Genomic DNA, 22,376 nt, shown 5'->3' on the forward strand with positions numbered 1-22,376 from the left:
AAGCTTTTACGTACCATTAAGGTGGTGGGTGCATAAGTTTTGGTTATAATTGTGTTGATTGTCATTTACCTGGAGAGTGTGTTGTGTAAGGACTCTGGAACACGAATGACAAGTGAAATATGTTGTTTGTAAAAGCACATAGGGATTTGTGAATCAGTTGTTGGTGCGGAAAATTTATTTGTTTATTTAGATGGATATAAACATTATTTATGACTATATAAATAATGTTTTTTTGTATCTGAATGACACTATTGTTACTTTTACGCTGATTTTTAATAAGAATAATTAATAAAATAACGCAACATCGGGGTAGTTTGCACCATGAAAAACGTCAACAGGTCTATCGACGTCAAATATTTAAGAACATTTTCACACGTTGCTAAACACAAAAGTTTTACAGCTGCAGCTGAGTCTCTATTTATGACACAGCCTGCGGTTTCTCAACATATTAAAAAGATCGAGAATACGATTGGGGCCAGTATTTTTGATAGAAAAGAAGGATTTTTACTCACCAAACACGGAAAAGTATTACTCGATTACGCAGATCAAACAATGTCTATGTACGAAAGGTTGTTTGAAGATCTAGAAAAAGTGGAGTTACGAGATCAATTCAATATAGCGATTTCTGAATCTTTTTGCTTCGATATGGTGGAACGAGTAATCAATGAATTTAGAATGTTGAACAATATAGACTTGTCCATAAACAGTTTTACTAAGTCTTCTCTACTGGACTCGTCTCGCTACGACTTAATATTCACGATGGATAGAATTTCACAAGATAATGGAAAATCTTATCAGTTAAAAACCGTGAATTATGTTATTGCACATTCTAATTCACTTGACCCGCACGAGTGTTACCCACAGAGAGTTGTTTATTGTAGTTCTCTACCTAAATCTTATGTTCAAGAATTGCTTAATGACTATAATATTGATTCTTCACATGTATCAAGTTGGGTAAAAACAAGCTCATGTCAGTTCTTAAAAAATGAATTGGAAACAAATGGTACTATTCTTATTTTTCCTGAGTGGTCAATATGTAATAATAATTGTAAAACAATACCTTTACGTCAAAAAGTGAACATGTATGTTTGGTGTAGTGATGAGATTTCACAAGAATTAGAGGCATTAGGAATTAAAGATAAGATTCAACAGCTATTTCAAATTAGTGATATTTCGACACCTGTATTGAATCATAATATTATGTGATTAGTTAGACAATATTGATACTGTGCTAAAAATAAAACAACTTAAAGCAATAGGTATCCCGTAAGGGATACCTTTTTTATAGCTATCAAACCCTACCACTTTTCCTATTATGTACATAATGGAAACGACCACACCACCAAGAAACCCTATAAAAATCAATGTTGATGTAACTAATTCGGGTTGTATTCCAATGATCAAGGCACAAAGTAACTTCACATCTCCAGCGCCTATCACTCTTAGGTACCAAAATATCAAGAGCACCACGAAGCAGAGAACTGCAATGGGTAAAGATGACATCAAGTGACCGTTATGCAACGCGACAAAAATGCTAAATATTAAAGCAGTCTTACTGAGATTGTTTGGTATCTTTCTATGCTTTCCATCGAAAAAACACACGCATACTAATATTAAAAAGTTTACAAAGATTAAAGTGACATAAAATAATAAATCTATATTCATAAATATAGGGTATCGGTAATCGTCATCTATATCAATATAAACCATATTGTGAATTATTATAGATCCATAAAAAATACTTATGTTGGCTGTAATAAGTTTATGTTATGCGATCATAATAACTATTAATTGGATGTATATATTTGTATCGGGTAAATTTTACTCGCAATTTCAATTAGACCAATGGTCAATATACTTTTTATAGGATTATTATGTATTACAAAACTTTAGCAAAACTAGCTGAACTAAAAATGAAGTTCGAAGATGATATTCGCGGTGTTACGGCTGTTGAATATGCAATTATCGCCGTCGTAATGTCCGCACTAGTATTAGCAGCATTTCAAACAGATGCGCTTAAAAATGCTATCACTGGTGCATTAACTAAAGTGACAGGCAACCTGACTAAAGCGACTACAGGCAAATAATTAGCCACTAAGAATAATGTATTAAGGGGCTTTTGCCCCTATTTTAGGCTTAATATGAACAGAATTATCATTCTCCTTCTTGTCGCTTTATCTATTTTTTCTACATTGATTTATATCAATATGAACTATATGTCATCTGATGAAGAACCACAGGAAGTTCAGAAGAAAGAAGAACCTAAGGTCAGTATTTTAGTCACTCAGAAAGCGATAAAACGTTCTCAACCGTTAACTCCTAATTTTTATGATAAGAAGTTTGTCCATATATCTGATTTAGATGGTTACTACTACACGTTAGAAGATGACCTTATTGTTGAACCTGGTGCTCTATTTAAAGAAGACATCTCTGAAGGTACTTACTTAACACAAGATATGATCTCTAACCCTGGAGATCGAGACTATATGTACCTGTCATTAAATGACGGTGAATTACCTTATTTTTATGAAGTAACTGGTATCGGAGTCGTACAAACCGCAACGCTGACTCCTGGTGATAAAGTGAGCTTCGTTTCCACAACATCCTCTAAGTCAAATCTCGTTGAGAATGGCTATGGAGATATCGGGGATCTCGTTAGTCGAGTGATTATCAGTGGAGCGCGAGTTTTACAGGTAATAAAAGGGAGCAGTGAAGATACTGATTCAGAAGATGCCGAAGACAAAAAATACAGTTTAGTTATTGCATTAAACATGCGGAGTGTTTTGAAACTCGAAATGGCTCAAAAAATCGGTGATGTGAATATTATTCCATCTGAAATCGAGAATCGCTATTTATCTATCCGCAGTAGTGACCTTTTAGAAACTCAGTTTGGTGTCAGAGAACTACGTGGTAAGGAATAACATGACTTTAAAGAAGAAAAATATAGCCTTGCTACTATGCGGGATTCTTTCTTGTCCATTACTCGCATCAGAATTAATGAACTTGGATCAAGGTGCTGCGAAAACCATTAATTTGAAGCGACAGATATCAACGGTATTTGTGGCGAATCAAGAAATAGCGGACTACAAAATTATCGATGAAAACAAGGTTGTGGTTTACGGCGTTGGCCAGGGTACTACCTCAGTGATTGTTTATGATCGTGGCGGAAATGAAATTTACAATGCGGAATTGGTTGTCAACCAAAGCTTAAGACTTCTTAAGCAAACGCTCATTGCTCGATTTCCTGATGAAAGCGTTATGGTTTCCAATGTCGGTGACCAAGTGGTATTAGACGGTATTGTCGGTAGCGAAGAGATTAAGAAAAAGATTCATCGACTGGTTGGTGAAATGCTGAAGAAAGAACGCCGACGTAAGACATACGAATTGAAAGATGCTGGTGGAGAGGTTTTAGACGAACTGGAGTTCACCACTCAATATTACTATGACCAAGTCATTAATAATCTCAAAGTGCTTACGACTGAACAGATCAACGTTAAGTTGACGGTCGCAGAAGTTTCGAGCTCTTTTCTTACCGAGTTAGGCGTTACCTATAGTGACAGTGGAGAGCCGGGTACTTTTGTTAATAAGCTCCTTGATTTTACGGCTCAAGATATTGTTTCTGTTATCTCCGCAAGTGGTGATGACAAAATCGGGCGGGTATTGGCCGAACCCAACCTTTCTGTTATTTCGGGTGAGCAGGCTAGCTTCCTAGCAGGGGGCGAGATACCAATCGCTGTTCGAGATGAAGACGGGATAACTATTTCATATAAAGAGTATGGAGTTAAGTTGGCCATGGTTGCCAAGGTTACTGATACGGAAAATATCCGTTTAACCTTGATCCCTGAAGTCAGTTCTATTGATGAATCGAACAAAACTACGACAGGTCTAATTTCTGTGCCTTCTTTGCGAACTCGACGAGCTCAAACGACGGTTCATTTAAAAGACGGCCAAAGCTTTGTACTGGCAGGGTTACTTACGTCAGAAGAGCGTGAATCGTTAACCAAGATACCAATTCTGGGGGATATCCCAATCTTAGGGGCGCTATTTAGCCACACTTCAACGAACCGCTCTAAAACGGAATTGATCATTGTTGCGACTGTTAATCTCGTTGATCCCGTCGAGCAAGAACAAGTTAAGTTGCCAAGTTTTAGACGTACCAGTGATCTAGAACGATTGCTAAGAATAGACCTCTCAGATCTCGATGAACCTGAGTTGGAAGACACGATTAATCAAGGAGGGTTCAACTAATGAGATGGATCGTTATTACTTTAATAGCTTTTTTCACTTCTGCTTGCACTCATCTTGATACCAGTAACTCTAGTGTTATTGAACAATTAGAGGAACGCTTTGAATTTGACATGACGACTGATGAAGATTCGATGCCTCGTTCTGTGGCTTTTATTCGAGATCTCAACGTAAGAGAGCCAAAGGCGACGTTTTTAGTTAGATATAAGCCTGATGCGAGTGAGTTTGTCGCGAAGTTAAGCGATCGATTTAAGTCAGAGTCCATCTCGAAAGACAGATACAAAGTCGAGCTTGCCGACCATGATCAAGAAAAAAACATCCTAATCATAGGTCGATATGTCCGAATTAAAAGCAGTGACTGTGGCGTGATGGTGTTCTCTAAAAGGGAAGATTATCAATTTGGCTGTAGTGTCGAACACAATCGTAATATTAGCTTGGTCAATCCAATTAAGAAGGCGAAATAGCTATGGACTTGGATATCTTGTTTCGTAATTCGTCTTCGAAAATGAAGTCGACAGTTGAGGCTACCGATCTCATTGTTTCAGACGATAGCGCCTTAACTGAATCGATTAATGATCTGTATGCGATTGAAGGCTTTCCTAAACCACTGGAAGTGACTGATATTGATTTAGATGGTGTTTGGAATCAGTCAAACATCAAGCTCAATCATGTTGTACTTGATCTTCGCAGCGCATCCAACGTTATTGAGCAAGTGTCTGAGATTTCCATTCGCTTAGATGTGAACATATCTTTGCTTGTTCTCTGCGATGTCGACTCTATAAAACTGCGCAACCAAGTGCATTCTCTGGGGGCTACTTATGTCTTGTGGGACTCTGAGCTTGATGCGTTACTCGCGGCATTAAAAGCGACGCAAGAAGGTGAAAGCACCGTTAAAAAAACGCGAGTAGCTAAACGTATATTAGTGTTAGGAACCAAAGGCGGCATTGGAGTATCTTGCGTAAGTTCTGTTTTAGCACACTCCTTAGCAGAGCAAGCAAACCTAAAGACACTCTTGGTGGATCATGATTCAGGAGCGCTAAACAGCGACATTTATATTGGTGTAAAAGGCTTGAAAGCTAAGCACAATAGTATCGATTTAAATCAGATCGATATCGACAGTGCGATAGCGAAAACCTATGTTCATGGCGTTAAAGAGAAACTTGATTATTTGGTTCTAGAGAAGAATGTTGCCTGTCTTTCTGATCACGCCTCTACGTTGTACAACCTTTCGAGTCAACTGATTGATCAGTATAACTTTATCATCGATTCAGCGCCGCTGTCTTGCTACGAAGAGATGCACGACCAGGAGTTATCTGATAAGTATCATCGCATCTTTATTGTTTGCGAACCTTCGGTCTCTTCATTACGTTCATACAACTCGTTGAAGAAGAAGATAGGTAAGTCGGAACACCAGGTTATTTTCAACCTGAATAGACCAGCGAAAGACTTCATGGTGACGCTCGCGAGTGCGAAAGAGAGGATTAAAGCCAAAGATAGCATTGATTTTATGTACGAGCCGTCACTTGAAAAAATAGTGGTGCAGCAGGGTATCAATGAGCTGCTTAAATCTAAGTCCTCGACTGCCGTTCTGAGTATGGTTGCCACGTTAACAGGCAAGAAAATTAAAACCAAATCACGTTTCAGTTTGTTTAGAAAATGAATCAATTAAAAGAAATTTACATCCAGCTTCGAGATGAAATCTTCGATGCTTTGGACGCCGCGACGCTTGTTGAAATCAGTAATCAAGAACTAGAAGAACAGCTTAAAGATTCAGTTAATATATTGATCGACAAAAAGCAATTGCAAGTCAGTTCTCTTAAGCGCGTTGATCTAGTTAAAGCATTACTCGATGAGTTGAAAGGTCTTGGGCCGCTGCAAGCTTTGGTCGATAACGATGACATATCGGACATCATGATCAACGGACCTTCTGATATCTTCATTGAAATCAATGGCAAAGTTGAACAGTCACCCATTCAGTTTGTTAATGAAAAGCAACTGAACACCATCGCTAAACGAATCGCTTCGAATGTAGGTCGTCGTATTGATGAATCGAAACCTCTTTGTGATGCTCGTTTGATGGATGGCAGTCGTGTCAATATTGTAATTCCACCGCTTGCAATAGATGGCACATCTATCTCTATTCGTAAGTTCAAAGAACAAAAAATTAGGCTTGAGAATCTAGCTGAGTTTGGTGCCATGTCTGTGGAAATGGCAAAGCTATTGTCTATAGCCAGTCACTGCAAGTGCAACATATTGATCTCTGGTGGTACGGGTTCAGGTAAAACAACATTGTTGAATGCGTTGTCTGGGTTCATTGGTGAAACTGAACGCATTGTTACCATTGAAGATGCTGCTGAGCTACAACTTCAAAAGCCTCACATCGTAAGGCTTGAAACTCGACAAGCCAGCGTTGAAGGGACGGGAGAGATCACCGCACGTGACCTTGTGATTAATGCCCTTCGTATGCGTCCTGACAGAATCATTGTGGGTGAGTGTCGTGGTGGTGAAGCCTTTGAGATGCTTCAAGCCATGAATACTGGCCATGACGGATCTATGTCGACATTGCACGCTAATACACCTCGTGATGCCATTGCTCGTACTGAGAGCATGGTGATGATGGCTACGGCGAGTCTGCCGATATCAGCAATACGTAGAACCATCGTTAGTGCGGTGGACCTTATCGTTCAAGTAAAGCGCCTCCACGATGGTAGCCGTAAGGTGATGTACATTTCTGAAATTATCGGTATGGAAGGCGATAGCGTGGTGATGGAAGATATTTTTCGTTATGAAGCTACTTCAAATTTCAAAGATGGAAAGATGGAAGGTGAGTTCAGAACACCCGGTTTATCGACTCGTTCTGTGATTTATGAACGCGCAAAATTTTTTGGTTTAGAACAAGCAGTAAAGGAGATATTTACATGACCTTAATACTGATTGTTTCATGGAGCGCTTTGCTACTTTACTTCCTTATCCATCGTTCTCGTCAAAACAAAAAATTGAGCAGCCTAATTGAGATGGAAGCTGAATTTGAAGGGGTTAAAGGTGTTCGCTCTGTTATTGATTCACAACAGTTTGAAGAGAGCTACAAAGCCCGGTTGAGGAAAAGTTACAAGAAGACCATCAAAGTCTTTCAACCTAATATGTCTTTGAAATTAATTCTATTTGTATCTGTGACAGCATCGGCAGTCTATGCGGTCAATGAGTTTTTCTTGCGTCAGGATTATTTCGTTTGCTTACTCCTTGCTGAACCGATCTTGTTCTTTGTTTTTTACACAAAGTTAAAGCAAAGACAGATGGATCGTTTCAAAACTAACTTCCCAGACGCTTTGAACATTTTGAGCGGCGCTATTTCTTCTGGTCAAAGCATTATTCATGCGTTCGAGTACGTGGGTAAGCAGCTTGATAATGATGTGGGCAAAGAGTTCAAGCTTATGGCTGAGCGATTACTTATTGGTGAAGACCCTGATGATGTTCTTGAGCGTAGCAGCAATACTTTTCCTTATTTAGAGTATTTCTTTTTTGCTTCAACGATAAGAATCAACCTAGCTCGGGGTGGTCAACTCAAAGATGTGATCAATAAAATTAATCGACTTATGTTTGATTCTCGAGCTGTTGAAAAAAAGAAAAATGCATTGACTTCAGAAGCGCGAGCTTCTGCCAAAATTATCGCCTGTTTGCCCGTGATTTTTCTTATCATCTTGAAGTTTACAAGCCCTGAGAACTACAGCTTTGTTATGTTTGAGGAAGCGGGACAACCTATTTTTTATTACGTTCTAGTGAGCGAATTATTAGGTTTCTTTTGCATCTGGCTGATTTTGCGAGGTGTTAATTGATGGACTTTGAAACCGCCATTGTTTGGAGTGTCATATTTATTATCTCTATGGTTCTAGCAACGTATTGCTTGCGTTTCTGGGATAACACGAGAGCAAATATAGAAACTCGAAAAATAATTGGTTCAACACGTGAAGAAAAGAAACGAACGGATTTATTTAAGGCTATTTTGTCTCGGCTTAGTTTCAATAAGCATGAAACTAAACGGAAGTTAGTCGCAGCTGGTTTTTACAATGACTTCCTTGCTGATGCTTACTATTTATTGAAAATAATCCCTTTTAGTATCTGCCTAGTATTAATTGGTCTTGACTTCTTTAACGGTAAAACCGAAGTAATATTTTCTTTGCTGTATTTATTGGGGGCCTTATTAGCGTTTGTCATCGCGCCGGATTCCTATGTGTCTGCTCGAGGCAAAGCCAATATAAAGCATATCAGTTCAAGGTTACCTTTTTTACTCGATCTTATGAATGTTTGTGTCCATACCGGTATGACTATTGAGTCTAGCCTAGAGTACTTGGCGAAAGAACTTCACTCAGTAGACAGTAACCTTGCTCATGTTGTGAGAGTGACAGTCGAACGCTCGCGCCTGGTGGGTCTTGAAAAGGCATTGGAAGAATTTTACGAACTCGTACCAACCAGTGAGTCACAAAGTTTCGTAATGACCTTGGTACAGAGCCTCCAATTTGGTTCTTCTGTCGGTCCCGTATTATCGACCTTAGCTACTGATATTCGAGAGCTAAACATGATGGATTTAGAAGAACGGATTGGAAAGATGGGGGCAAAAATGTCAATCCCACTTATCGCCTTTATCATGGTTCCTATTGTTGTGCTAATTGCTGCCCCTGGTATTTTGAGGATGTTGATGTGATAAGAAAGTATATATTAACCGTAATCATGTTGGTTTTAATCTCTGGCTGTACAACGGTTAATAATCAACTTGATACCAAAGAACAATTGCTTATTGGATCGGGTGATTCACAAAAGCTTATAGAGTTTTATAAGGCGAATATCCAATCTGACTCGGTATATAAAGTAAAGCTTGTTAATTTGTATCTAGATCTTAAAGATATCAAATCGGCTGAATTATATCGAAGCACCTATAGTGAAAGTGACCTTGATGATCCGGAATTCATTCTAACCAATGCTCGAATTTACTATCAGAAAAAAAACTTTGAGTACGCATTAGAAGAGCTAAAAAATTATCGGGATGAAGGTGGAGCAGAATATGAATATCAACTTTTAACCGGAAAAATATTAGCGCAACAAAAGCGATTTACCGAAGCTATTGAGCATTTTGAGGAAAGTCGCAAGCAAGGAGCCTCAGACAGAGAAGCCGGAAACAATATCGCCGTTGTAAAAATAATGCAGTCTGACTATTTGGGTGCGACGGACATTTTATATGACCTTTACCTGTCAAATCCAAACGACCAGAGAGTGAGTTCTAACTTGATTCTATCTTCGGTTAAATCTCAGCGACCGGATATCGCGTTGGAAGTTCTAAAACATTCGAATAGTGATGAGCAGGCTCACAAGCAGCTATCTGCATTAATGAGGTCAATATCTAAAAGCAAAGGGAAGAAGGCCGTGACACAGTCAACGATAGAAATGGAACAACAGCTTATTGGTTCTCAAGTTAATTCCGGTGGCTTTGTCGCACCGACATCGCGAGTCAGTAAATTGGATACGACTGGGGAGTTTCAAACTTCTAGACACAGTGTCGATGGCTCGGTGCTTGACCCAAGAAAACTTAAACCCGGTGCAAAACCTATTTATCGAGTACAAGTGTTAGCGACGTATACGGCGATTCCTTCGGATTTCTTGAATTACTTAAAAACAAATTATGGCTCTGTTTATTCGTATACACATGGATTGTGGAAGCGCTATTGCATTGGTGATTTTAATGACTTAGATGAAGCGAAAGCGTTCTTAAATAGTATTGATATTAAGGGAGCATTCGTTGTTGATTACACCAAGAAAAGGTATGTCCGACTATGAAATCGTTTAAACGAAAGCAAAAGGGGTCGTTGACGGTTGAAGTTGCCATGGGTATTCCGATCTTTCTGGCTATTGTCTTTGGGTGGGTTGAAATCTGTATTTTGACCTTCTCAATGAGCATGACTGATCACGCATTAACGACAGCGGTGATGCGAACAAAAAAAGCGGGCGACTCGAGCAGTAGTAACTCTATTAACTACGGCCAAATGATCAAAGACGAGTTGGACAAAGCGGGCGGATCTTTGTGGAGCAACGTAGTCAAAGAGGGGAGTGTAGTTATTCATGTTAACTATTTTCGAGACTACGAGGGATTTTTGAAATGCACGGATACTTACGCTTCCGCTGATAAATGCCCAGATAAGAAAGATGAACCGGAAGACATGGCATTGGCTGTTTACGCTTTGGAATACACCTATGATCCGATTGTATCGATATGGTTCCCAGATATGCCTATCAAGCGTGAAATTATCACTATTCAAGAATACGAAAGATGTTCATTCAAAATTGGTCAGGGAGCAGGTTGTGCAAGTTAAACAAAAAGGTGCATTTGCTGTTGAGTTGGCGATGGTTTTGGTCTTTGCGTCAGGGATCTTTGTTGTTGTCGTGAACCATATGCTAGCCATTAATAAAAAGGGTCAACTCGACAGAGCTTCTTATTCATTGACCACCATCTTTGCTGAACGAAAACAATTGTTTAATGCCAATATGGATATTTGTGCGGGTGACTGTCGAAAAACAGAACACAACGCGTTTGTGATTGCTTCTGCTTCGATGAAACGAATGATTCCAAACTTTGATAAAACCAAATTTGGGATGCGTATCGACGAGATAAGACTAGAAGAAACGGCTTTATCTGGAGGGAAAGTGAATTACCGAAGGGTTCAAAAGACTCTGACTAAAGGGAGCATACACGGATGTGACTTTCCGGACATGAGTGATATCACCAAAGAAAAAGCGATAGAAATACTCCCTATCACATCACGAGGCCGCAGATTACCTATGTATCAGGTGTCTCTTTGTTATGAAATCCCAACTAATTTGATTGGGATCGCCAACGGAGAGGTTTTTCGGCTTGTAAGTACATCTTATTCATTTGCGAGGGTTTAAGGTGAAATCGATAAAGAAAAACCGAGGTGTCGCCGGTATTTTGTTCGTTGGTCTATTGCCTATGATGGTTATTTTCATGGCCTTTTCGATGCAGATGTCTCAACAAATGCTAGCACACACGAGGTTATTGGAAGCCGCAGAAGTCGCTAGCTTGGCTCTCATCGCGAGTCCTAAAGAGGACGAAGAAAAGAACGTAAAGTATGCACGCTATTTAGTCGATAGATACGTTGTTGATAACACAGATGATGTTGATGTTGCGGTGTATACAAGTAAGTGTGAGTACAAAGATGGCTGTGTTCAAGCCAGTGGTGAACTTGCTCCGTTTAGTGACTTTGTGGTGAGTGCGACTGCCAAATATACGTCTTGGATCGCGTACGAAGAGATGAACTTAAAGCCAGAGTTTTCGGTGAGCGGGCGAGCAGTTACGCGCAAGTATCTCCCTCAGCCTGTTGATGTCTACTTTATCGGTGACTTTAGTGGTTCTATGGGTAACCCATGGAAGAACGGAAAAATGAAGCTCGATGTCGTGAAAGAGACCATTAAACGAGTCGTCGATGACATTGAAGAGTTCAACACGGAAGAAAAAAGCAGAGTAGCTTTACTCGGGTACAACCCGCTTCATGTTAAAAAAACAGACAAGATTGTACGAGTTAACGCCTATGGTTATTACGGTTCATGGCGAAAGAAATACGCTTATGATTACGCTCGAAACTCTCCTGCGACAACGGTTAGGCGAATGTTTGACAAGCCCGTTGTGTATAACGAAATTCTCGAACCAAAGTGGGGGATGAGTCGATACGAGATTGAGCGAATCTATACTCAGAACGTTAAGTTTTCTAAGTATTACAAGTTTTATGATATCCCATTGACTGAAGACTATGACGATTTTCGGTCTCAATTAATGAGTACTCAATTACAAGCGGCAGGGGGAACGTCATCTTGGAATGGAATCATTGCTGCAGCTCAAGAGGCGAACAAAGCAACCAATCTAAACCCTGAGCAAGTGTTTATTGTTTTATCGGATGGTCAAGATGGTGATGATAGTTATTTGCAAAAATTGGTGGATCAGGGGTTATGTAAAAAGCTGCGCTCAACCATTTCAGCGAAACGAAATCGTTTCCAAAGTAATGCGCCAACTGAATCTGAGAAAACAAAAGTCACGATGGGCGTCATTGGTATTAATTATAAAGTGGCAGAAACCGATGGCTTTGGAGATTGCTTTGGTAAGAAGAACATCTATCACGCTAAAGATGGCGAAGATGTATACAAGTACATTTTGAATTTGATTAATGAAGAAACCGGAAAACTAAAGGATTAACATGAGATACCTAGTGATTTTATCTACGATGCTAATGTCTCCATTGGGCTATGCAAACTGCTTGGGTGATGTTGGCGAATACGTCACTTCGAAAATGTTGGTGTCTTCTCATACTGTTACGACACAAGTGACTGGGAAGCTGGTAGAGCTAAATGAGAAACCTCAAAATGAGGTGATCAATAGAGAGAGTGAAGTGATTCAAATCGGAGCTCAAGATGATGTGTGTTTCTATGATAAAGCGACGCAATCCCTGGTGCTTAATTACCCAACTAATGTGTATCAATTGGATGAAAGCCACAAGCAAGTATTAGGTCAGTACCTTAGCTTAGTGAGTGATAAGTCCAAGATTTATATAGAGGGTCACGCAGATAGTGTAGGCAGTAAAAGCTACAACAAAGCCCTGTCATCTCGCCGTGCCGGACAAGTGGCGAGCTACTTGAAGAAAGATCTTCACCAAGGAAGTCGCATCGTTGAATATGCGTATGGCGAAAGCGCACCCATTTGTAAGGTTGTGGACAACAAGGCAACAGGTTGCAATCGACGAGTTGTGATAACAGTTAAGTCGTAATGGGTTTTGTTTTCATTGTCTGTGTTTTTATTTTTTGGGCCACGATGTTGAGCGGTGTATAAAAAAGGGAGCCTGTTTAGGCTCCCTTTTTTGATTCATCGCGTTATTTGATGACTAGATAGATAACTCAACATCTATGCCGTTGGTTCTGGTAGTTCTATTGTCTCAACCTGAGTTGGTGCTAGATACTCGCATAGTTCATCGTAAGGAATAGGGCGAGAGAAGTAGTAGCCTTGCATTAAGTCACATCCACATGCCTTTAGAATTGCGAAGTGCTCGTTTGATTCTACGCCTTCTGCCAATACCACCATGCCGAAGTTTTTACCGATTGCGATGATATTTTGAACCATGGTGAGTGACTGCTGATCGACAGCAATGTTCTCAATAAAGCTCTTATCGATTTTTAGTTCATCGATAGGGAGTGCTTTCAACATGCTTAGTGATGAATAGCCCGTACCGAAGTCATCTAAAGATATTTTAATATTCTTTTCGTGTAAGGCCTCGAAAATAGGTTTTACTATGTCTACGTCTTCAATGAACAGGCTTTCAGTGATCTCTAATGTTAGACAACTTGCAGAGAGCTGATACTTCTCCAGCGTTGTGAATAAATGCTCAGAGAAAGATCGGTGAGAAAACTGTCGAACAGATATGTTGATCGAAAGCCCGATCTTTTGTTCCGTCGTTCGGTGCAAATGGGCGATCTGCATAATGCTGGACTCAATAATAAAAGTACCGAGCTTTTGCATTAAGCCAGTGTTTTCAGCCACAGGTATAAAGACATCTGGTGGAACGAAACCCAGCTCGTCATCAATCCAGCGAACGAGTGCTTCAACACCGTGAATACTTTCATCAGCACGGACCAGTGGCTGGAATACCATGAACAGAGTTTGTTTCTCGATCGCGATACGTAGCCTCTGTTCTACTTTCATTTTGTAGAGGTGGGCGTCTTGCATCTCCGTTGTAAAAATACTGTACGAGTTTTGCTGCTGCTTCGCTTTGTACATGGAAATGTCGGCAGAGCGTAACAGGCTATCAAGATCTTTTCCGTGTTCAGGAAAACGCGCTACGCCGATGCTGCAACCTAACAAGAACTGCGCACTTTCGACTTCATAAGGTTGAGACAGCACTTCAATAATTCGCTTGGCGAGTCGCTTAATTTCAACTTCATTCGATAAAGGCGTTAAGAATAAAAACTCATCACTGGATTCGCGCACCAATAGGCTGACTCGAGAGCGGAATCTCATCAAACGTAAAGCGATTTGCTTGAGCACCTTGTCACCGAAGTCGTGTCCGTGGGTATCGTTGACGCACTTGAAGTTATCGATATCGATAAACAATAGTGAGAACGGCTCTGACTTATCTTCAATCCATTTACTAATGTTTCTACGCATGTATAAACGGTTGGGTAGAGAGGTTAACGGGTCATGATTCGCTTGGTAGATGAGTTGGCTTCGAGTACGTTGTTCGTTCTTGGCAATCGATTTTACTAAAAAGTAGAAACCAAATTGAAGAAAAATAAAGGCAACAAAAAGAATGCCAAACTCTTTTACGAATATGCCATCGACGTGCGATAGGTCTGTACGGCCGACCACCCAAAGCTTGTAGTCTGGAATGTATTTAGCGCTAACGAGCGAGTGGTATGTGTCGTCACTGATACTGAAAGAGTACGTGTCTTTACCTGTTTTTGCTTCTTTGACGCTGACATTCACTTGTTCTAAAAAGTTTTTGGTAATGCGCTTCATCAGGTCGTTAGCAACAGGTTCCAAATAGGCGTCAAGAGATTCGATGTCGCTAGAAAAGAACTGACGATAGTTGTCTGTTCTAAGCAAAGTTAACGTGTTGTAGCTACCTGCGTGTGCGTTGCTTTCAAATACGATCGTACTGTCCAAACGCAAACCCGCAGTCATGACCGCATCGACATGCTTGCCATCGATTGAAATCGACTTTCTTAGTGGAATTACTAGGCTGTTAAGTGAGTCCTGGAAATAGGTACGTCCCAACACCATTTTTTCGCTAGATATGGCCTCGAGAAATGAATCTCTGGTGTATGAGTCGTTAAGCAAATTATGCTGATCGGACAGCTGTAGGTTTGAGCTAATTGCAAGGTAATCACCTTCAGGATTAAGTAACCCAAATGCGGCTATCGCGGGGTGAGTATCAAGTAGCTTATCTAATATTGGTCGAATCTGGATAGAAGCCGTGCGAGTAAAATCAGATTGTTGGGCTAACTGGTGCCCTACAACTTCAAGTAGTGCTTCTTGGCTGGTCATCAGCGAGCTAACAGAGCTAGAAAAAAGTTCTACCTGAATGTGCTGTTGCTCCGTAAAGTCATCTCTGTTTGCTTGCCACTTGCTTACGCCCAACACAGCGAAAAGTATCAGGGTAAGCAGTACGATCAGAACATACAGCGACCAGACATTTTTCTTAAATAGAGCCATGAGATGCCTTTTGTTAATTACTACTTAAACAGAGAGCAAGTGACAAACTAGTGGATTGTCAGCGTGATTCATGCAACGAAGGATACAAATATCAATAATGAAAGTATTAATGATTAAATAGTGTAACGACTACGAGCAGAGATTCTTGAGCGAAATATTAGTATTCAGAATTTTGATAACGAATAACCCATGGTTAATCACAGTTTATAGTTAGCAAACGGTCGTCGTTTATAGCAGTAACGCTAATCGAGCTCTGGCTTCAAGCGGAGGTAGCCGTTAGCTACAGAGTAAAAAGCTTACTCCATGAGGTTTTATTCTCACTGTGAATAAGCTTGTTATGCGCACGTCGTATGTTCTAGCAGTATGGTTAACAGTAGCACTAAGTGAAGTTGAATTACTTTTCAGTTACGGCGATAGGTAGCTTCTCGTTAGCGCCCCACTCAGTCCATGAGCCATCGTAAACGCCCATTTCACCTGTATAGCCAGCGAGTTTAGCGGCCAATAATATGATGCAGGCTGTTACTCCAGAGCCACAGCTAAAGAACATAGGTTGAGAAGGGGTGATCTCTATGGTGGAAAATATCTCAATTAACTCTTGTTGAGTTCTTAATTTGCCATCATTTAGTACTTGAGCGAACGGTAAGCAAACTGAGTTTGGGATGTGGCCACTACGTAAGCCTTCACGTGGTTCAGGAACTTCTGAATCGAAGCGAGCTTGAGAACGCGCGTCTACAATGTTTGCGCTCTTATCAGTTGAGCAACTTTCAATCTGCTGAGCACTGACAAAATAGTTGTCTTGAATATGGCCTTCAAAGTTGCCCGTTTTCACTTCGGTTCGATAGTCAGTCTCTGTCGCGTAACCAGCTTCGATCCACGCAGGTAAACCACCATCTAAGATGTATACGTTGTTGTGTCCCATTGCCATAAACATCCACCACGCACGGGGCGAAGCGAAGGTTCCGGCGTTATCGTAAACCACAATCGTGCTGTCTTGATTGATGCCAATTTCTTGTGCACGTGTGTTGAAGTGTTTTTCGGTCGGGAACATGTGAGGAAGCAGAGTGTGCTTGTTACAAAAATCTTTGTCGTAGTCAAAACGAATAGCGCCAGGAATCATTTGTCCTTCGATTTTTTCTGATTCACTTGGAATTTGAAACTCGATACTGGCGTCGAGGATGATGATGTTTTCTTCTTCTAGCAAACGTTGTTGAAGTTGTTCTGGTGAGATGAGTGGCTGATTCATTATTGTTATATCCATTCTTGTTGTTTTAGCGATTCTTGTTGTTATAGCAAATACAGTGTTATGGCGATTACTGCTGTTTTAGCGAATACAGTTGTTGTATTGACGGCTACTGTGCGGCCCGACAGTGGATGAACTGATAACTGCTTTGTCCGGTTATTTGATTGTTTAATGTATCAAGCGTGACCACAGAATCAATAGGGCAGTCTGTGGTTGGAGCAATAGAGATGCGAAATATGTCATTATCTTTTGTCTGAACGGTGAGGTAGCGTCTGTGTCCATCTAAGGACTGAGTGAGCGTGTTCGAAATCACTTTGGCTTGAATGCGTTGCTCTGTCTCAGATGTTAGCGGGAAATAGGTGAGAGCCAGAAGGACACCCAAACCACACATTAAGATAAATAGACCTATTTTTAACTGTTTCATGAGAGTAAGTCTTTGAAGGTTATCTTGAAAAGATAAGTCAGATTGGCAGCAAAGTGAATGTAATCAATCAGAAAGTTTGATTGGTTCCTTATTCTAATGCGATCAAAAAGCGAGCATTACTGCTCGCTATGTATTGATACATAATCCGTTTTGTATCAGTTAACTAACAAATTGTATCCGTCGACTACCAAACGATCTGGGAGTCACCGCTAGAAACCACTTGTTGCAATGGAGGTTGACCATCGTAAAACCAAATCTCTATCAAGAGTGCTTCATGGTTTACCGGTGCTGCAAAGTTCGAGGCGAAAACACCATTAACTAAAGAGCCTGCAATCACTTTGCTGGAGTAATCTGGCTTCAAGGTTGCGTCATCTCTTGTGCTAAAACGGCTATAAACGGTTACAAAAGAACGATCTGTCGAAATATTGCTGATGTCGATGTCGAGATCAAACTGTTCAACAGAGCTATAGTCAAAGCCGTCAGGTACCACTAAATCACTCATCGTATAGCTTTGCGCTGCTACCGCACTTGTCGCGGGAGACGGCGTTGGTGTTGGTGTTACTGGAGTCGACGGTGTTGCAGGTGATGAGGGTGCAGATATGGATGGAGTTGATGCACTACTACTACCTCCACCACCGCCTCCACAACCTATTAATACCAGTGGAGTGACAGCTAAAATAACGGCTAGTGACTTCTTCATGTTCCAAATGCTTTGTACAGACATACGTTTTTCCTCAGAGAGATTGCGACTTGAATCAATGCCATGATTGTCTCGATATTGTTTAGTGTGATTAGTCATAACGTCTCTCCTTAAGGTTCGTAGCGTTGGTTGTCTACAGGTGATTGGTACCACGTCTGGTTCGTGTCACCACCGGATTCTGCGTATTGTTTAAACTCAGGGTACGCGGTAACAATATCGACGTACTCTAGAGGCCACTCCCATTCGTCATCTGAAGTCACTATTAGAGCCCAAGGGTGGTTTTCTGCAGTTTTGAAGTATTTACCTGTTGATGGATTACTGTCATCGACGCCTAATCCAGCTTCAAATAGATTAGCGCTATCAAATGCCTCAGTTGGAGCCTGGTCTGGCAAGTGAACTTCCCAACTTCTCCCTGGATGTAGAGGTAGGTTTTCACCGTGATAATACCCAGGCGTTGCAAAGATGAACGGGTCGTAAGGCATGTCTGTCCAACTGTTTGTACTCATACCGTCCCCCGCTAAGGTAATACCTATTTGGAATGAGAACTGCTCATCCTCTTTACACCCATTACTGGTCCGGTAAAAGGTACAATCGGTACTAATTTTCTCTGTCAGGTCATTGGCGATTACAAATATTGCTTCGCTACGTCCATCTTCTAAGTCGAGGTCAGTGAATACGCCGTTGTGTTTCATGTAAGAGTTACCACTACTTACTAAGCTCGGGTCTAAATTAGGAAGTCGAACAGCAAAGCCATTTCTGTACGATGCCCCGACAGCAGCTAAACGTCCGTCGATAGTGGATTTAACGACTTTTCCATCTTTAAGGATCTCGGTAATACGATACATAAGAACAGCATCGTTCATGTCGTAATCTGCTTTATATGGCCAGTTATCTTCGTACGCGAGCGTTGCGTAGCCAGAAGCACTCGGGAAGTAACGAGCGGTGGCACCATCGTTAAGAACATCGACTTGAATATCGACCACCTCACCAGAGGTTGAACCGCCAAAGTAACTTAGGTTGGTTTGTTGGCTGAACCTAAATCTAGCCCACGTAGTACCGGTCAGTGCGTTGATATCAACATTAAGGAACAGATCGTTTTCACCAGCATCGAGCGCGTAATCTGTAAACACCTGTTCGTTGGCGCCATCGAAGCTGCCATCTTGGTTCCAGTCTATCCAAGCTGAAAGGTAACCGGTTGTTGAAGCTTCAATTACTACTTTTGAATCAAGCCCGGCTTCAAGTGCGGTTACAAAACCGATACCACCGTTGGCCCATTCATCGTCCACTCCAACGGTTTCGTCTGATTGTGGTGTGACATAACCATCCAAATCCGCATCTGGAGGAGTTGTACCTAACCATGTGATGCCATCCAGTTCATGTCGAGGACCATTACTTGCGAGAAGAGTCAGGTAGCTATCTGGCGCGTCACCGAAGTCGATGTTGGAATCTTCGTCAACAACTGGGGCATTAGCACAGCGAGCACCATCGTTTTGGCCAGAAGCAGGACCATTTGATACAAATTCAACGGCAGGAACAATCCCAGCAGCGATATTAGTCGCGTTGTCAGGAGATAAGTTGATGCGGTAGATTTTTCCGTCTTGGTTTCTTGATACGTAGTAGTAACCGTTCACGTCAAAGTACCCCGCACCAAACGTTCCGAGCTCTCCGGTATCACCAATGTAGGTTTCTGAACCTGTGGTTGGGTTGAATTGATATAAACCACCTGATGCATTGTCGATACCATACAGGGAGCCATCACTTGGGTGAAACGCAAAGTCAGTTAGATTAACGGACGCAGGGCTACCCACAATTTTATTGACGATTACCGTTGCGTTTGGATTGTTGTCTAAAGGCGAAAGATCAACTGTGAATAAACCTTTGCCTTTACGATATAAGTAGTAAACGTGTTCATAGACATCACCAACATAGAAAGTGTGATCGGTTGGTAAGCCACTAGTATTGATAACTTCTGCTTGGAAGTCTTGGCCTAGGCGCACCAAGCGCTTGTTGGTGGTGTCATAGCCGTAAATATATCTGTCTTGAAAGTCAAAACCAACACCATTGATATTGGCATTCATACCCGTATCGTCTTCTAACAGAGAGGTTGAGCCAGTCACTAGATTAACACCCCAAACCTCAACGGGTTTCGACTGAAAGAGGTATGCCTGACTAGGGCAGGTATCGAATGGCGCTGCGTTGGCGACTAGAGGGGCACTTAATAGCAAACTTAACGTTGTAATTCTCATATCTACATCCTTGTGATGGAAGGTACAGATACAGTTACAAGTTATGTGCCAAATTTAAGGTATTGATTTTTAAAGATTATATTTTGTGGTGCTGATTTTTTCATTGTATTCTCAAAATGAGAACTCAAATGAAACTAATCTCTCATAGAGTCTTTCAAATTGATAAATCGATTTGCGAAGCTGATGTTGAGCTCTAAAAAAGCCCTGACTTTTAGTCAAGGCTTAGGTTTTTTATAAGAGGGGGATATGAGTTAGTTTACCCACACACCGAACAATTAGGCATCTTCATTAAATTCATTTCACGCCAGTTGTGCGACATGGCATCGAGAATTAAAAGTTTGCCTTGCTTTGGTTGTCCAAACTTAGCAATAACCTTGATAGCTTCCAAAGCCTGAGCTGCGCCAACCATACCAACAACAGGCGCCATAACCCCAGCTTCAACACAGCTTAGAGCAGCGTTGCCAAATAGGGCACTTAAGCACTGGTAGCACGGTGCATCTGCGTCTTGATAAGTGAACACGCTAATCTGACCTTCCATGCGAATCGCAGCACCAGACACTAGAGGCGTTTTAGATGCGTAACATAAGCGGTTAAGTTGATTACGTGTTTCCACGTTGTCACTGGCATCAAGAACAAGTGAATGTGCTTCAATCAACTTGCCAAGTGCTTGGTCATCAAGCCTGTGGTCAACAGTTTCAATCGTCAGGTGAGGGTTCAGTATCTGTAACGATTCAGAGGCAGAATCGACCTTCTTCTTACCAATATCAGCATCGGTGTGAAGTACTTGTCGCTGTAAATTTGAAAGCTCGACAATATCATCGTCGATCAGTGTCAGTTTACCAATACCCGCCGTCGCAAGGTATTGCGCAGAGGCACAACCCAAGCCGCCGGCACCCAGAACTAAGATTGAGCTCTGCTTTAGCGCTTCTTGGCCTTCAAAGTCAAACTGTTTAAGAATGATTTGACGGTTGTAGCGAAGCATTTCAGCATCAGACAGTATTTCCATCATCAAGCCTCGTTAGTAAAGCGTCGAGTTAAACAGTTGAATCTGAACCGTTTCACCGACTTCAACACGGCCACGTTCGCGCTCTAGTACCACAAAGCAGTTTGCTAAGCTCATTGAGCGGAAAGCGCCAGAGCTTTGGTTACCTGTTGTTTCTACTACAAACTGACCGTTTTCAATCGAGTAGATGCCACGTTGGTAATCAGTACGGCCTGGGCCTTTTTTGAATGCAGATTTGGTAATAGCAGGGATCGATTCTGGTGCTGTCCATGCGGTGTGGCCAGCCAGTTTAGCCAGCATAGGCTGAACCAGTACGTACATGGTCATCATTGCCGACACTGGGTTACCCGGTAAGCCACAGAACCATGCGTTATCTAATTCACCGAATGCGAACGGTTTGCCCGGTTTGATTGCCAGTTTCCAGAATCCGATTTGGCCGATCTCTTCCAAAATATCTTTGGTGTAATCCGCCTCACCAACACTCACGCCACCAGAAGTCACAACCACGTCTGCTATTTGCTGTGCTTTCTCGAACGTTTCTTTAAGCGTTGCAGGACAATCTGGGATGATACCCAAGTCGATAGCTTCACAACCAAATGCTTCGATTAATGGTTTAATACCGTAACGGTTACTGTCGTAGATCTGACCGTCTTCAAGCGGTTGACCTAATGGCTTTAGCTCATCGCCAGTAGAGAAGAAAGCGACTTTAGGTTTATGTAACACTGTCACGTGGCTCACACCCAATGAAGCAATCATTGGAATGTCACGAGGTGTTAAACGCTCACCACGGCTAAGTACGATATCGCCTTGCTTGATATCGTCACCAGTAGGGCGAATGTTATTGTTCAGCTTGATGTCGTCTTGTTGAATCTCAATACCAGCCTCAGTTTCGGCCGTATTTTCTTGCATGATTACGGCGTCACAACCTTCCGGGATCTTTGCGCCTGTCATAATGCGAATACAGGTGTTTGCTGGCCATTCACCTTCGAACGGTTGGCCCGCAAAAGACTTGCCTGCTAATGGAAGAACTTTACCGTTCTCTAAGTCTGCTAAGCGCAATGCATAGCCGTCCATTGCTGAGTTATCAAAAGGAGGGACGAAAATAGGGGATAGAATATCTTCAGCAAGGACGTAACCTAATGCTTCAGCAAGAGGCAGAGACAAAGTCGTTTGGATTGGTTTGATTGGTGATAGTAGCTTATCTAGTGCTTCTTCAATTGGCATTAAGCCGGGAGCGTCGCAACAGCCCATAATTGAAATC

Annotated in this window: 22 protein-coding genes; 14 read left to right on the plus strand and 8 right to left on the minus strand. The window is 41.5% G+C overall.

Annotated elements, in window-relative coordinates; translation table 11 throughout:
- Positions 1-321: 321 nt before the first annotated feature.
- The gene (locus tag M4S28_RS21510; RefSeq protein ID WP_249632802.1) at positions 322-1,206 is read left to right on the plus strand and encodes a LysR family transcriptional regulator; all 885 of its coding nucleotides are present in this window, start codon (positions 322-324) and stop codon (positions 1,204-1,206) included.
- Here the strand turns inward: M4S28_RS21510 and M4S28_RS21515 are convergent, their stop codons facing one another.
- The gene (locus M4S28_RS21515) at positions 1,207-1,710 is read right to left on the minus strand and encodes a prepilin peptidase (protein ID WP_102571385.1); all 504 of its coding nucleotides are present in this window, start codon (positions 1,708-1,710) and stop codon (positions 1,207-1,209) included.
- 164 nt (positions 1,711-1,874) lie between these two features.
- Between M4S28_RS21515 and M4S28_RS21520 the strand changes: the two genes are divergently transcribed.
- From M4S28_RS21520 to M4S28_RS21580, 13 genes are read left to right on the plus strand one after another with little or no spacing between them, the layout of a single operon-like run.
- A complete protein-coding gene (locus tag M4S28_RS21520; RefSeq protein ID WP_017077511.1) occupies positions 1,875-2,087 on the plus strand; it encodes a Flp family type IVb pilin in 213 nt (70 codons plus the stop codon).
- A gap of 54 nt (positions 2,088-2,141) precedes the next feature.
- The gene (locus tag M4S28_RS21525) at positions 2,142-2,921 is read left to right on the plus strand and encodes a CpaB family protein (protein ID WP_017077512.1); all 780 of its coding nucleotides are present in this window, start codon (positions 2,142-2,144) and stop codon (positions 2,919-2,921) included.
- Position 2,922: 1 nt separating this feature from the next.
- Entirely contained in the window at positions 2,923-4,248 is a 1,326-nt protein-coding gene (locus M4S28_RS21530) for a type II and III secretion system protein family protein (protein WP_065104640.1), read from the plus strand.
- Positions 4,248-4,709, plus strand: coding sequence for a hypothetical protein (locus M4S28_RS21535; protein WP_017077514.1), 462 nt, complete (start codon positions 4,248-4,250; stop codon positions 4,707-4,709). The genes M4S28_RS21530 and M4S28_RS21535 overlap by 1 nt, the downstream gene beginning before the upstream one ends.
- A 2-nt stretch (positions 4,710-4,711) precedes the next feature.
- On the plus strand, positions 4,712-5,905 hold the full coding sequence (locus M4S28_RS21540) for a CpaE/TadZ family protein (protein ID WP_017077515.1): 1,194 nt from the start codon (positions 4,712-4,714) through the stop codon (positions 5,903-5,905).
- Entirely contained in the window at positions 5,902-7,167 is a 1,266-nt protein-coding gene (locus tag M4S28_RS21545) for a TadA family conjugal transfer-associated ATPase (protein ID WP_009845561.1), read from the plus strand. The genes M4S28_RS21540 and M4S28_RS21545 overlap by 4 nt, the downstream gene beginning before the upstream one ends.
- Positions 7,164-8,078, plus strand: coding sequence for a type II secretion system F family protein (locus M4S28_RS21550; RefSeq protein WP_249632803.1), 915 nt, complete (start codon positions 7,164-7,166; stop codon positions 8,076-8,078). The genes M4S28_RS21545 and M4S28_RS21550 overlap by 4 nt, the downstream gene beginning before the upstream one ends.
- Positions 8,078-8,944, plus strand: a complete 867-nt coding sequence (locus M4S28_RS21555; RefSeq protein WP_017077518.1) for a type II secretion system F family protein — start codon at positions 8,078-8,080, stop codon at positions 8,942-8,944. The genes M4S28_RS21550 and M4S28_RS21555 overlap by 1 nt, the downstream gene beginning before the upstream one ends.
- Positions 8,941-10,071 carry a tetratricopeptide repeat protein gene (locus M4S28_RS21560; RefSeq protein WP_017077519.1) on the plus strand — a complete coding sequence of 377 codons (1,131 nt, stop codon included), beginning with the start codon at positions 8,941-8,943 and terminating at the stop codon, positions 10,069-10,071. Before M4S28_RS21555 ends, M4S28_RS21560 begins: the two co-directional genes overlap by 4 nt.
- A complete protein-coding gene (locus M4S28_RS21565; protein ID WP_017077520.1) occupies positions 10,068-10,604 on the plus strand; it encodes a TadE/TadG family type IV pilus assembly protein in 537 nt (178 codons plus the stop codon). Before M4S28_RS21560 ends, M4S28_RS21565 begins: the two co-directional genes overlap by 4 nt.
- On the plus strand, positions 10,594-11,178 hold the full coding sequence (gene tadF, locus M4S28_RS21570) for a tight adherence pilus pseudopilin TadF (RefSeq protein WP_029222437.1): 585 nt from the start codon (positions 10,594-10,596) through the stop codon (positions 11,176-11,178). Before M4S28_RS21565 ends, tadF begins: the two co-directional genes overlap by 11 nt.
- Position 11,179: 1 nt before the next feature.
- Positions 11,180-12,496: a TadE/TadG family type IV pilus assembly protein gene (locus tag M4S28_RS21575; RefSeq protein ID WP_249632804.1), complete on the plus strand. Its 1,317-nt coding sequence runs from the start codon at positions 11,180-11,182 to the stop codon at positions 12,494-12,496.
- 1 nt (position 12,497) lies between these two features.
- Positions 12,498-13,064: an OmpA family protein gene (locus tag M4S28_RS21580; RefSeq protein ID WP_017077523.1), complete on the plus strand. Its 567-nt coding sequence runs from the start codon at positions 12,498-12,500 to the stop codon at positions 13,062-13,064.
- Between the two features lie 134 nt (positions 13,065-13,198).
- On the opposite strand, the gene M4S28_RS21585 is transcribed toward M4S28_RS21580, so the two are convergent.
- The 7 genes from M4S28_RS21585 to moeA form a co-directional block, all read right to left on the minus strand.
- Positions 13,199-15,502, minus strand: coding sequence for a putative bifunctional diguanylate cyclase/phosphodiesterase (locus M4S28_RS21585; RefSeq protein ID WP_249632805.1), 2,304 nt, complete (start codon positions 15,500-15,502; stop codon positions 13,199-13,201).
- Between the two features lie 394 nt (positions 15,503-15,896).
- A complete protein-coding gene (locus M4S28_RS21590; protein ID WP_249632806.1) occupies positions 15,897-16,745 on the minus strand; it encodes a sulfurtransferase in 849 nt (282 codons plus the stop codon).
- Between the two features lie 106 nt (positions 16,746-16,851).
- Positions 16,852-17,166 carry a hypothetical protein gene (locus M4S28_RS21595; RefSeq protein WP_249632807.1) on the minus strand — a complete coding sequence of 105 codons (315 nt, stop codon included), beginning with the start codon at positions 17,164-17,166 and terminating at the stop codon, positions 16,852-16,854.
- 184 nt (positions 17,167-17,350) lie between these two features.
- A complete protein-coding gene (locus M4S28_RS21600; protein ID WP_249632808.1) occupies positions 17,351-17,965 on the minus strand; it encodes a hypothetical protein in 615 nt (204 codons plus the stop codon).
- Between the two features lie 11 nt (positions 17,966-17,976).
- Positions 17,977-20,112, minus strand: a complete 2,136-nt coding sequence (locus M4S28_RS21605; RefSeq protein WP_249632809.1) for an LruC domain-containing protein — start codon at positions 20,110-20,112, stop codon at positions 17,977-17,979.
- Positions 20,113-20,368: 256 nt separating this feature from the next.
- Complete coding sequence (moeB, locus tag M4S28_RS21610) at positions 20,369-21,118, minus strand: molybdopterin-synthase adenylyltransferase MoeB (RefSeq protein ID WP_249633755.1); 750 nt, start codon at positions 21,116-21,118, stop codon at positions 20,369-20,371.
- Between the two features lie 12 nt (positions 21,119-21,130).
- Positions 21,131-22,366, minus strand: coding sequence for a molybdopterin molybdotransferase MoeA (gene moeA / locus M4S28_RS21615; RefSeq protein ID WP_004731550.1), 1,236 nt, complete (start codon positions 22,364-22,366; stop codon positions 21,131-21,133).
- Between the last annotated feature and the right edge of the window lie 10 nt (positions 22,367-22,376).

The sequence above is a fragment of the Vibrio sp. J383 genome (assembly GCF_023503985.1).
Taxonomy (GTDB): Bacteria; Pseudomonadota; Gammaproteobacteria; order Enterobacterales; family Vibrionaceae; genus Vibrio; species Vibrio splendidus.